The 12,431-nt window shown below is 64.6% G+C and carries 8 protein-coding genes; 7 read left to right on the top strand and 1 reads right to left on the bottom strand.

Translation table 11 applies throughout. The annotated features are described in order from the left end of the window. Positions 1-12 precede the first annotated feature (12 nt). Positions 13-819: an undecaprenyl-diphosphate phosphatase gene (locus tag RA21_RS07075; protein ID WP_019297519.1), complete on the bottom strand. Its 807-nt coding sequence runs from the start codon at positions 817-819 to the stop codon at positions 13-15. A gap of 242 nt (positions 820-1,061) precedes the next feature. Here RA21_RS07075 and RA21_RS07070 point away from each other — a divergent pair, with 242 nt between their 5' ends. The 7 genes from RA21_RS07070 (at position 1,062) to RA21_RS07040 (ending at position 12,335) form a co-directional block, all read left to right on the top strand. Then, on the top strand, positions 1,062-2,501 hold the full coding sequence (locus RA21_RS07070) for an NAD(P)-dependent oxidoreductase (protein WP_019297520.1): 1,440 nt from the start codon (positions 1,062-1,064) through the stop codon (positions 2,499-2,501). A 109-nt stretch (positions 2,502-2,610) separates the two neighbouring features. Then, complete coding sequence (locus RA21_RS07065) at positions 2,611-3,045, top strand: GFA family protein (protein ID WP_036762486.1); 435 nt, start codon at positions 2,611-2,613, stop codon at positions 3,043-3,045. After that, a complete protein-coding gene (gene gltB, locus RA21_RS07060) occupies positions 3,042-7,574 on the top strand; it encodes a glutamate synthase large subunit (protein ID WP_039147523.1) in 4,533 nt (1,510 codons plus the stop codon). Before RA21_RS07065 ends, gltB begins: the two co-directional genes overlap by 4 nt. 99 nt (positions 7,575-7,673) lie before the next feature. Continuing rightward, entirely contained in the window at positions 7,674-8,411 is a 738-nt protein-coding gene (gene mtgA, locus RA21_RS07055; RefSeq protein WP_019297523.1) for a monofunctional biosynthetic peptidoglycan transglycosylase, read from the top strand. Between the two features lie 66 nt (positions 8,412-8,477). Continuing rightward, positions 8,478-9,143, top strand: coding sequence for an FtsZ-binding protein FzlA (gene fzlA, locus RA21_RS07050; RefSeq protein ID WP_019297524.1), 666 nt, complete (start codon positions 8,478-8,480; stop codon positions 9,141-9,143). A gap of 69 nt (positions 9,144-9,212) precedes the next feature. Beyond that, positions 9,213-10,256, top strand: a complete 1,044-nt coding sequence (queG, locus tag RA21_RS07045; protein ID WP_039147521.1) for a tRNA epoxyqueuosine(34) reductase QueG — start codon at positions 9,213-9,215, stop codon at positions 10,254-10,256. 72 nt (positions 10,257-10,328) lie between these two features. Beyond that, on the top strand, positions 10,329-12,335 hold the full coding sequence (locus RA21_RS07040) for a hydantoinase/oxoprolinase N-terminal domain-containing protein (RefSeq protein WP_039147519.1): 2,007 nt from the start codon (positions 10,329-10,331) through the stop codon (positions 12,333-12,335). Positions 12,336-12,431: the final 96 nt, after the last annotated feature.

Below are 12,431 nucleotides of genomic sequence, written 5' to 3'. Positions count from 1 at the left end.
TTTCTTTGCGCCTCAGCTGGTGTAGGCGACGGTCAGCAGCACAACACCCAGGATCACCCGGTAGATCACATAAGGTGTGAAGCTGACGGAGCGCAGCAGCCGCATCATCAGGCTGAGCGCGGCCAGCGCCGATAGCATTGCCAAGAGGGCGGCGATCCCGGCATCGCGCAGCAGCGCGGTGTTGGCCTCCAGCGCCACCTCGGTTCCCAGCAGAACGCCGGAGGCGATAATGGTCGGAATCGACATCAGCATGGCAATGCGGGCGCCGTCCTCGCGGGTATATCCCAGCTGCCGCGCACCGGTGATGGTGATGCCGGAGCGCGAGGTGCCGGGGATCAGCGCCAGCATTTGCCACAGCCCCATGATCAGCGCGTCGCGCAGGCCCCAATCACCTGCCTGTTTCACCTCGGCGCCCTTCTGGTCGGCCCAGTAGAGCACCAATCCAAAGCCAAGCATGGTCCAGCCGATCACGGTAATGGACCGCAGCGCATCGCTGAGGCCGGTGAAATGCAGCAGGGCGCCGAACAGGACGGTGGGAATGGTGGCCACGATCAGCCCCATGGCCAGCCGCGCGCCGGGTGTGTCCATTCGGCCGGTCAGGGCGCGGGGCAGGCCGATCAGCCCCTCGCGCACATCACCCCAGAAATAGATCATCACAGCCGCCAGTGTGCCGACATGCACGGCGACGTCGATCACTTGGCCCTGGTCCTCCAGCCCGGTGAGGCCGGGCAGCAGAATCAGGTGGCCGGAGGAGGAAACAGGCAGGAATTCGGTGATGCCCTGGATCAAAGCAACAAGGATCAGCTGGAAAAGCGGCATGCTGAAATCATTCCTCAAGGGCCGCGGACGGGCCGTAAACTGTCGCGACTCTGTATAAATCCCGGCTCTGGATTGGAAAGTCATTATTAAGGTCCGATGTGGACCTAAAAATTCTGTACATTTCCACGAAACACGATATCAGGAGTAAAGCGCTGACAAAATAGGTCAGTAAAGTTGACATAAAAGCGTAACCGTACCTGCAAGGGTGCCAGCGCAGCCAGACAAACGATGGAGTCCAGCCCGTGGCCAAGCAACCGATGCTGAAATTTGTGCAGATCGAACGCGACATGCCTCAAAAGCGTGACGCGAGTGTACGCAAGGAAGACTTCAATGAGATTTACGCGGAGTACGCTGCTGCCAAGGCTGAGGAGCAGGCCAGCCGCTGCAGCCAGTGCGGTGTGCCCTATTGCCAGAGCCACTGCCCGCTGCACAACAACATCCCCGACTGGCTGCGCCTGACCGCGACCGGCCGCCTGGAAGAGGCTTATGCCACCAGCCAGGCCACCAATACCTTCCCGGAGATCTGCGGCCGCATCTGCCCGCAGGACCGCCTGTGCGAAGGCAACTGCGTGATCGAACAGTCGGGCCACGGCACCGTGACCATCGGCTCGGTTGAGAAATACATCACCGACACCGCCTGGGAAAACGGCTGGGTGAAGCCCGCCGCACCGCTGGCCGAGCGCAGCGAAAGCGTTGGCATCATCGGTGCCGGCCCCGGCGGCCTGGCGGCAGCGGATATGCTGCGCAAGGCCGGTGTGCAGGTCACGGTCTATGACCGCTATGACCGCGCCGGCGGGCTGCTGATGTACGGCATCCCCAGCTTCAAGCTGGAAAAGGATGTGGTTGAGCGCCGCAACAAGCTGCTGGCAGACGGCGGTGTGACCTTTGTGCTGAACTGCAATGTGGGCGAGGACATCTCGTTTGAGGAAATCCGTGGCAAGCATGACGCGGTGATCATCGCCACCGGCGTTTATAAGTCGCGCGATCTGGCAATGCCGGGCAGCGGTTCCGAAGGCATCGTCAAGGCGATCGACTTCCTGTGTGCCTCCAACAAGAAGAGCTTTGGCGATGAAGTTGCTGAGTTCGACAACGGCAGCCTGAATGCCGAAGGCAAGAAGGTTGTGGTGATCGGCGGCGGCGATACCGCAATGGACTGCGTGCGCACCTCGATCCGTCAGGGCGCGACCAGCGTTAAATGCCTCTACCGCCGCGACCGGGCCAACATGCCGGGCTCCCAGCGGGAGACCCAGAACGCCGAGGAAGAAGGCGTGATCTTCGAGTGGCTGTCGGCGCCCAAGGGTTTCACCGACGAGGGCGGCAAGGTGTCTGGCGTGATGGTGCAAAAGATGCGCCTGGGCCAGCCGGATGCGTCGGGCCGTCAGGCGCCAGAAGTGATCGAAGGCGCGGACTACGTCGAGGAGGCCGATCTGGTCATCAAAGCCCTGGGCTTTGAACCGGAGGAGCTGCCCACCCTGTGGAACCAGCCGGAACTGCCGGTGACTCGCTGGGGCACCGTCAAGGCGGCGTTCAAGACCGGCGCCACCGAACTGGACGGCGTCTATGCGGTGGGCGACATCGTGCGCGGCGCCTCGCTGGTGGTCTGGGCGATCAAGGACGGCCGCGACTGCGCCGAAGCGATCCTCGAGAATTTCAACAGCAAGGCCGTGGTGGCGGCGGAATAAGCCGGCACCCCCCGTACACCGTCTGTGCACCCCCTGTGCACCGGCGGAGCAGCGAGCGAACCGCAGCAAGGTCAGTAATGCTGACCCAGCCAGCAGAAGGAACATGGAAATGAGCGAGTTGAAGGGACAATGCATGTGCGGCGCGGTGACCGTCACCGCCACCCCGGCGCGCGCGTCCGTTTCCGCCTGCCACTGCGAAATGTGCCAGCGCTGGGCCAGCGGCCCGTTCCTGAGCTTTCAGGCGGCCAGCGGCTATGCGGCGCTGGGGCCGGTGCAAACCTATGAGTCCTCCGGCTGGGCCGAGCGGGCGTTCTGCGGCAAATGCGGATCGGCGCTGTGGTACCGGATGACCGCGGGAGAACATAAGGGCCAGACGCAAATGTCGGCTGGCCTGTTTGAAAACGCAGGCGGCAACGAGTTGCGCCTGGAACTTTACATCGACAAGAAGCCAGCGGGCTACGCCTTCGACAGCAGCAGCCGGAAACTGACCGGCGCCGACGTGATCGAGATGTTTGCCCCCTCCGTAGAAGGAACCAGCCAATGACCAAATATGATGCCGATTGGGTGCGCGCCGAGGAAGCCAAGCGCAAGTGGATGGCTGAAAACGGCCTGTATTCCGAGGAGGAAGAGCATTCCTCCTGCGGCGTGGGCCTGGTGGTCTCGGTCGACGGCAAGAAAAGCCGCAAGGTGGTTGAGGCCGGCATCGACGCGCTGAAGGCGATCTGGCACCGCGGCGCGGTGGATGCCGACGGCAAGACCGGCGACGGCGCGGGCATCCATGTGCAGATCCCGGTGCCCTTTTTCTATGACCAGATCCGCCGCACCGGCCACGAGCCGCGCCAGGATGAGCTGATGGCGGTGGGCCAGGTGTTCCTGCCGCGCACCGATTTCGGCGCCCAGGAGCGCTGCCGGACCATCGTCGAGACCGAAGTTCTGCGCATGGGCTATTCCATCTACGGCTGGCGCCATGTGCCGGTCGATGTGACCTGTCTGGGTGAAAAGGCCAATGCGACCCGTCCCGAAATCGAGCAGATCCTGATTTCCAACGCCAAGGGCGTGGACGAGGAAACGTTTGAGCGCGAGTTGTATGTGATCCGCCGCCGGATCGAAAAAGCGGCCAATGCCGCGGCTATCTCGGGCCTCTACATTGCGTCGCTGTCCTGCCGCTCGATCATCTACAAGGGGATGATGCTGGCAGAGCAGGTGGCGGTGTTTTACCCGGACCTGATGGATGAGCGGTTTGAGAGCGCCTTTGCGATCTATCACCAGCGCTATTCCACCAACACCTTCCCGCAGTGGTGGCTGGCGCAGCCGTTCCGCATGCTGGCGCATAACGGCGAGATCAACACGCTGAAGGGCAACCTGAACTGGATGAAGAGCCATGAGATCCGCATGGCGTCGGCGACCTTTGGTGACTATGCCGAGGACATCAAGCCGATCGTGCCGGGTGGTGCGTCTGACTCCGCCGCGCTGGACGGGGTGTTCGAGGTTCTGGTGCGCGCGGGCCGTTCGGCGCCGATGGCAAAGACCATGCTGGTGCCGGAAAGCTGGTCCAAGCAGGCGGTGGAACTGCCGCAGGCCTGGCGCGACATGTATTCCTACTGCAACTCCGTGATGGAGCCCTGGGACGGCCCGGCGGCGCTGGCGATGACCGACGGCCGCTGGGTCTGCGCGGGTCTGGACCGCAACGGCCTGCGCCCGATGCGCTATGTGGTGACCGGCGACGGTCTGGTGATTGCGGGTTCCGAGGCGGGCATGGTGCCGGTTGACGAGGCATCGGTGGTCGAGAAGGGCGCCCTGGGCCCGGGCCAGATGCTGGCCGTGGATATGGACAAGGGCAAGCTGTTCCGCGACACCGAGATCAAGGACAAGCTGGCGCGCGCGCTGCCGTTCGGCGATTGGGTCAAGCGGATCAACGATCTGGACGCAACCCTGGCCCAAGTGACCGAGCAGCCGCTGTTCAGCGGCGAGGAGCTGCGCCGCCGCCAGGTGGCCGCGGGCTATACGATTGAGGAGCTGGAGCAGATCCTGGCGCCGATGGCCGAGGACGGCAAGGAATCGCTGGCTTCGATGGGCGATGACACCCCGTCTGCGGTTCTGTCCAAGATGTACCGGCCGCTGAGCCACTTCTTCCGCCAGAACTTCTCCCAGGTGACCAACCCGCCGATCGACAGCTTGCGGGAATTCCGGGTGATGAGCCTCAAGACGCGCTTCGGCAACCTGAAGAACGTGCTGGACGAGGACAGCTCCCAGACTGAGATCATCGTGCTGGAAAGCCCGTTTGTCGGCAATGCCCAGTGGGACAAGCTGGTGGAGCAGTTCAACGCGCCGCTGGCAGAGATCGACTGTTCCTTTGCGCCGGGCCGCGGCTCGCTGAACGCCGCACTGGCGCGGATCCGGGCCGAGGCCGAGGAAGCCGTGCGTTCCGGCGCCGGCCACATTGTGCTGACCGACCAGCATTCCGGCGCGGACAAGGTGGCGATGCCGATGATCCTGGCGACCTCTGCCGTGCATTCGCATCTGACCCGCAAGGGGCTGCGCACTTTCTGCTCGCTGAATGTGCGGTCCGCGGAATGCATCGACCCGCATTACTTTGCGGTGCTGATCGGCTGCGGCGCCACCGTGGTGAATGCCTATCTGGCTGAGGATTCGCTGGCGGACCGCATTGAGCGCGGGCTGCTGGACGGGTCGCTGACCGACAATGTTGCCCGCTACCGCGAAGCCATCGACCAGGGCCTCTTGAAGATCATGGCCAAGATGGGGATCTCGGTCGTGTCGTCCTACCGCGGCGGTCTGAACTTCGAAGCCGTGGGTCTGTCCCGCGCCATGTGTGCAGAATACTTCCCGGGCATGACCTCACGCATTTCCGGCATCGGTGTCACTGGCATCCAGACCAAGGCGGAGGAAATCCACGCCAAGGCCTGGAAAGCACCGGAAGGCATCCTGCCCATTGGGGGCTTCTACAAGGCGCGCAAGTCGGGTGAGACACATGCGTGGGAAGCGACCTCCATGCATATGATGCAGATGGCTTGCAACCGCGCGTCTTATGAGCTGTGGAAGCAGTATTCGGCGAAGATGCAGAGCAATCCCCCGATCCATCTGCGCGACCTCTTGCAGATCAAGCCGCTGGGCAAGGCGGTGCCGATTGAGGAAGTGGAATCGATCACCTCGATCCGCAAGCGGTTCGTGACCCCCGGCATGTCCCTGGGTGCGCTGAGCCCGGAGGCGCACAAGACGCTGAACGTGGCGATGAACCGGATCGGCGCCAAGTCCGACTCCGGCGAGGGCGGTGAAGATCCGGCACATTTCGTGCCGGAGCCGAACGGCGACAACCCCTCTGCCAAGATCAAGCAGGTGGCGTCGGGCCGCTTTGGCGTGACCGCCGAATATCTGAACCAGTGCGAAGAGCTGGAAATCAAGGTGGCCCAGGGCGCCAAGCCCGGTGAGGGCGGCCAACTGCCGGGGATGAAGGTTACCGACCTGATTGCCCGCCTGCGCCACTCGACCAAGGGCGTGACCCTGATCTCGCCGCCGCCGCACCACGATATCTACTCGATCGAGGATCTGGCGCAGCTGATCTATGACCTGAAGCAGATCAACCCGCGCTGCAAGGTGACGGTCAAGCTGGTGGCATCTTCGGGCGTTGGCACGATCGCGGCCGGCGTGGCCAAGGCGAAGGCCGATATCATCCTGATCTCGGGCCACAACGGCGGCACCGGGGCGTCGCCTGCGACCTCGATCAAATACGCGGGCCTGCCGTGGGAGATGGGCCTGACCGAGGCGCATCAGGTGCTGGCGATGAACAACCTCCGCGACCGGGTCACGCTGCGCACCGACGGCGGCCTGCGCACCGGGCGTGATATCGTGATGGCAGCGATGCTGGGTGCCGAGGAATACGGCATCGGCACCGCGGCGCTGATCGCCATGGGCTGCATCATGGTGCGCCAGTGCCAGTCCAACACCTGCCCGGTGGGGGTCTGCACCCAGGACGAGAGCTTGCGTGCCAAGTTCACCGGCAGTGCGGACAAGGTGGTGAACCTGATCACCTTCTATGCCCAGGAAGTGCGCGAAATCCTCGCCTCCATCGGCGCCCGCAGCCTGGATGAGGTCATCGGCCGGGCCGACCTGCTGGCGCAGGTGTCGCGCGGTTCTGCGCATCTGGACGACCTGGACCTGAACCCGCTGCTGATCACCGTCGATGGCTCCGCCAATATCGTCTACAACCGCGACAAGGACCGCAACGCGGTGCCGGACACGCTGGATGCGGAGATCGTGCGCGACGCGGCCCGCTTCCTGCAGGACGGCGAGAAGATGCAGCTGTCCTATGCGGTGCAGAACACCCACCGCACCGTGGGCACCCGCACCTCCAGCCACATCGTGCGCAACTTCGGCATGCGGAATTCGTTCCAGCCGGATCACCTGACAGTGAAGCTGCAGGGCTCTGCCGGCCAGGCGCTGGGCGCCTTTGCGGCGCCAGGGCTGAAGCTGGAAGTGTCGGGCGATGCCAACGACTATGTCGGCAAGGGCCTTTCGGGCGGCATCATCGTGGTGCGCCCGCCGCAGGTGAGCCCGCTGGTGGCGAGCGAAAACACCATCATCGGCAACACCGTGCTGTACGGCGCCACCGATGGCTACCTGTTTGCGGCGGGCCGCGCGGGCGAGCGTTTCGCTGTCCGCAACTCCGGCGCCAAGGTGGTGATCGAGGGCTGCGGCTCCAACGGCTGCGAATACATGACCGGCGGTGTTGCGGTGATCCTGGGCTCGATCGGCGCCAACTTCGGCGCGGGCATGACCGGCGGCATGGCCTATCTCTATGATCCGGAAGGCAAGGCTGCGAGCCTGATGAACATGGAATCACTGGTCACCTGCCCGGTCACCGTGGCGCATTGGGAGGCGGAGCTGAAAGGCCTGATTGCCCGTCACCTGGACGAAACAGGAAGCCGCAAGGCTGCAGAAATCCTGCAGCATTGGGAGAGCGAGAAAGCAAACTTCCTGCAGGTCTGCCCGAAGGAGATGCTCGACAAGCTGCCGCATCCTGCGATGCAGGAGCAGGCCGCGGTTCCGGCGGAATAAGCCAAGTTAGAGACGAAAATCAGAACCCCGCAGGCAAATGCTTGCGGGGTTTTCTTTTTGGCGGTTGGTTCCCGGGGGCATGCTGGCCTATAGAGAGTCATGGCGAAGGCAGTGGCAAAGAAAAAGAAATCCAAGAGCAGCAAGAAGGCGGCAAGGCTGAAGGTCCAGCCGCTGCGCTGGCTGCGGCGCTGGGTTTTGCGCGCGGTGCTGGCGGTTTCAGCAGTGTTCCTGCTGCTGATCCTGCTTTATTCCGTGGTGAACCCGCCAATCACCCACACCATCTGGGCTGAACAGCGCCGCCTGGGCGAGGTGGACCGGATGTGGGTGCCGCTGGAGGAAATTTCGCCGGTGCTGGCGCGTTCTGTCGTGGCGGCGGAGGATGCGCAGTTCTGCCGCCATTGGGGCTTTGATGCCCGTGCCATTCAGGCCGCGATCGAGGCCGGCGGCAGCCGCGGCGGCTCGACCATCTCGCAGCAGGTTGTGAAGAACGTGTTCCTGTGGCAAGGCCGCAGCTGGCCGCGCAAGGTGCTGGAGACGCTGCTGACGCCGGTGGTTGAGATCTTCTGGAGCAAGCGGCGCATTCTTGAGGTTTACCTGAACGTGGCCGAAATGGATGAGGGCGTGTTCGGCGCCGAAGCGGCAGCGCGCAAGTATTTCGGGGTTGGCCCGGATCAGCTGAGCGCGCGGCAGGCGGCGCTGATTGCCGCGGTGCTGCCCAATCCCAAAGAGCGGTCGGCCCGCAAGCCCTCAAACTTTGTGCAGCGCCGGGCGCGGCAGATCCAGGATGGGGCGGCCACCATTCGCGCAGACGGGCGCGCGGATTGTTTCGAGGATTGAATCTTTCTGCTGCCCAAGGCATTGCTGAAACAACCGTTGTAAGTTTTCTGGAGACCCCCTGTAGCCATGGCGCGCCTGTACCACGTTCCCCTGTCCCCCTATTGCCGCAAGGTGCGGCTGTCGCTGGCAGAGAAGAAGATCGAGGTTGAACTGGTCGAGGAGCGCTACTGGGAGCAGGACCCGGACTTTCTGCGCCGCAACCCGGCCGCCAAGGTGCCGGTGATCCGGCTGGACGGCCAGATGATGGCCGAAAGCGCGGCGATCTGCGAATACCTGGAGGAAACCCGGCCCGAGCCGCCGCTGATGCCCAAAGATGCCGAGGGCCGCTATGAGGTGCGCCGCCTGGTGAGCTGGTTTGACGACAAGTTCCACCATGAGGTCACGTCAAAGCTGCTGTATGAGCGGGTGAACAAGAAGATCACCGGCGAGGGTTATCCCGACAGCCGCAACGTCAAGGCCGGCGCCAAGGCGATCAAGTACCACCTGGATTACATGGCCTGGCTGCTGGACCACCGGCGCTGGCTGGCCGGGGATATGATGACGCTGGCGGATTTCGCCGCGGCGGCACATTTGTCGTCGCTGGACTACATCTCGGATGTGGACTGGAACCGCTCGGCGGTGGTCAAGGACTGGTATGCCAAGATCAAGTCGCGGCCTGCGTTCCGGTCGATCCTGGCGGATCAGGTTCCGGGCTTCCGGCCGCCGCCGCATTACACCGATCTGGATTTCTGATATCAACCGGTTGAGGGGCGCTGCCCCCGCGGCCCTGATGGGCCGCTCCCCCGGAGTATTTGGGCAAAGATGAAAGACGGGTCGGGCCTTAAAGAAAAACTGGTCGCTCAGGCGCTGGCCGAGGGGTTTGTCTCCTGCCGGATTTGCAGGCCTTGGGATGTGCCGCAGGTGCCGGGGCGGCTGCAGGCGTTTCTGGACGCGGGCTATCACGGGCAGATGGGGTGGATGGCGGAGCGCAGCCATTGGCGCGGCGACCCGGCGCAGCTGTGGCCCGAGGCGCGCTCGGTGATCATGCTGGCCGAAAGCTATACGCCTGAGGAGGACCCGATGGCGGTGGTGGGGCAGGCGGACCGCGGCGCGGTCTCGGTTTATGCCCGGGGCAAAGACTATCACGATCTGGTCAAGAAACGGCTGAAGCGGCTGGCGCGCTGGCTGATTGCCGAGGCCGGGGCGGATTGCGAGGTGAAGGTTTTTGTCGATACCGCGCCGGTGCCGGAAAAGGCGCTGGGCATGGCGGCAGGGCTGGGCTGGCAGGGCAAGCACAGCAACCTGGTGAGCCGCGATTGGGGGAATTGGGCCTTTTTAGGGTCTGTTTTCACCACGCTGGAGCTGCCGGCGGATGTGGCGGAGCCGGACCGCTGCGGGTCCTGCCGGGCCTGTCTGGACAGCTGCCCGACCGATGCCTTTCCGGCCCCCTATCAGGTCGACGCACGGCGCTGCATTTCCTACCTGACTATTGAGCACAAGGGGCCGGTCGAGGAAGAACTGCGCGGCAAGCTGGGCAACCGGATCTATGGCTGCGATGACTGTCTGGCGGCTTGCCCCTGGAACAAATTTGCGGTGGCGGCCAGCGACATGCGCTATGCCGCGCGCGACGAGCTGAAGGCGCCGAGGCTGGCGGAGCTGGCGGTGCTGGATGATGCGGCATTCCGGGAGAAGTTCTCCGGCTCGCCGATCAAGCGTATCGGGCGCGACCGGTTTGTGCGCAATGTGCTCTATGCGATTGGCAACTCGGGCCTGGCGGAGCTGCGCGCGGTGGCGCAGCGGCTGGCGGAGGATCCGGACCCGGCGGTGGCGGATGCGGCGCGATGGGCGGTTCAACGGCTTTCGTGACGCAAACAGGATGGACGGGCCGCAAATAGGCGTTACACCCGGTCCGGCGAACAGAGTTTGAGAGGGCTGGGCATGGCGTTGCTGCTGGGAGTGGACACGGGCGGAACCTATACCGATGCGGTGCTGATCCGCGACGAGAAGGAGGTGATCGCCTCTGCCAAGTCGCTGACGACGCGCCAGGATTTGGCAATTGGTGTCGGCGGCGCGATCCGGGCGGTGCTGGAGCAATCCGGAGTACAGCCGCAGGAGGTCTCGCTGGCGGCGCTGTCCACCACCCTGGCCACCAATGCGCTGGTCGAGGGGCAGGGCGGCCGGGTGGCGCTGATCTATATCGGCTTTAAAGAGGATGATCTGGACCGGCACGGGCTGCGGGACGCGCTGAAGGGTGATCCGGCGCTGGTGATCGGGGGTGGACATACCCACGCGGGCAGCGAGGCTGCGCCCCTGGACACAGAGGCGCTGGAGCTGTTCCTGCGCACCGAGGGCCAGGGGGTGACGGGTTTTGCCGTGGCCAGTGTCTTTGCCACCCGCAATCCGGCGCATGAGGTGGAAGCAGCGCGGATCATTCATGAGATGACCGGCGCGCCGGCCACCTGCTCACACCAGCTGTCGGCCAAGCTGAACGGGCCCAAGCGGGCGGTGACGGCAGTGCTGAATGCGCGCCTCATCGGCATGATTGACCGGCTGATCGGGCGGGCGCAGGACACGCTGCGCGATCTGGGGATCGAGGCGCCGATGATGGTGGTGCGCGGCGACGGCGCGCTGATGAGCGGCGAGCAGGCGCGGGAGCGGCCGATCGAGACCATCCTGTCCGGCCCGGCGGCGTCGATTGTCGGTGCGCGCTGGATGACCGGGGCGGATCATGCGCTGGTGAGCGACATCGGCGGCACCACCACGGATGTGGCGCTGATCAAGGACGGCAAGCCCGCGATTGACCCCGCAGGCGCGCGGGTCGGGGCGTTCCGCACCATGGTGGAGGCGGTGGCGATGCGCACCACGGGCCTGGGCGGTGACAGCCAGGTGCATCTGAACACCAGCGGGCTGTCCGGCGGGCTGACCCTGGGGCCGCGCCGGGTAGTGCCGGTCTCGCTGATTGCCACCGACGCGCCGGAGGTGGTGCATGCGGCGCTGGACGAGCAGCTGCGCAATTCGACGGTGGGCGAGTTTGACGGGCGCTTTGTGCGGGCCGTGCCGGGGGTGCCGGTGGCGGGCCTGAGCGAGCGGGAGGCCGGACTGCTGGCGCGGATCGGGATGCAGGTGCATCCCTTGGGGCAGATCCTGCGCACCCGGATGGAGCATGGCTCATTGGGCCGGCTGGTGGACCGCGGGCTGGTGCAGGTTTCCGGCGTGACACCCTCGGATGCCAGCCATGTGCTGGGCCGGGTGGAGGCCTGGGACCGCGAGGCGGCAGAGAAGGCGCTGACGCTGTTTGCCCGCCGCCGGGTGGGCAGCGGCGACATGGTTTCGAAAGACGCCGGAACCCTGGCGCAGATGATCATTGATCAGCTGACCGAACAGACCGCTTTGACCTTGCTGGAGTCTGCTTTTGCGGAAGAAGCCGAGGATTTTGGCCTGCCAGAGGATCAATTGGCGCGGCATGTGCTGATGCAACGCGGGCTGGCAAAGCACCGCGGGCTGCTGGCGCTGGATGCGGCGCTGAATGTGGATGTGGTGGGGCTGGGGGCCTCTGCCCCCAGCTATTACCCGGCGGTGGGGGAGCGGCTGCATTGCAACATGATCCTGCCGGAACACGCGGGCGTGGCCAATGCCATCGGTGCAGTGGTTGGGCGGGTGACCATGCGGCGCAGCGGCACTGTGACCTCGCCCGCAGAGGGCAAATACCGGGTGCATCTGGAGAGCGGGCCGGTGGACTACCAGGCCTCAGACGAGGCGCTGGCAGCGCTGGAGGCGGCGCTGGCAGGTGAGGCCCGCGGTGCGGCAGAGGAAGCGGGCGCCGAGGACATCCATGTGCATGTGGAGCGGGATATCCGCACCGCGCAGGTGGAGTCGCGGGAGGTGTTTGTCGAAGGCACGCTGACCGTGGAAGCCAGCGGGCGGCCGCGAGTGGCGCACGATTGAACCTGTTTCCAGGTAGCGGGTTTTCGTGGAAAACCCGCGGCCTCCGGTGGGGGTATTTCTGACCAGAAAGAAGCGCGGGGATTGGATTGCTCTGGA

The sequence above is a fragment of the Leisingera sp. ANG-DT genome, assembly GCF_000813785.1.
In the GTDB taxonomy this organism is placed as follows: Bacteria; Pseudomonadota; Alphaproteobacteria; order Rhodobacterales; family Rhodobacteraceae; genus Leisingera.
This window is presented reverse-complemented; position numbering and strand designations above follow the sequence as displayed.

Bases quoted from the DNA above. Each gene is read 5' to 3' on its own strand.
- RA21_RS07075 (WP_019297519.1), bottom strand. From the start codon at position 819: ATGCCGCTTTTCCAGCTGATCCTTGTTGCTTTGATCCAGGGCATCACC.
- RA21_RS07065 (WP_036762486.1), top strand. From the start codon at position 2,611: ATGAGCGAGTTGAAGGGACAATGCATGTGCGGCGCGGTGACCGTCACC.
- gltB (WP_039147523.1), top strand. From the start codon at position 3,042: ATGACCAAATATGATGCCGATTGGGTGCGCGCCGAGGAAGCCAAGCGC.
- mtgA (WP_019297523.1), top strand. From the start codon at position 7,674: ATGGCGAAGGCAGTGGCAAAGAAAAAGAAATCCAAGAGCAGCAAGAAG.
- fzlA (WP_019297524.1), top strand. From the start codon at position 8,478: ATGGCGCGCCTGTACCACGTTCCCCTGTCCCCCTATTGCCGCAAGGTG.
- queG (WP_039147521.1), top strand. From the start codon at position 9,213: ATGAAAGACGGGTCGGGCCTTAAAGAAAAACTGGTCGCTCAGGCGCTG.
- RA21_RS07040 (WP_039147519.1), top strand. From the start codon at position 10,329: ATGGCGTTGCTGCTGGGAGTGGACACGGGCGGAACCTATACCGATGCG.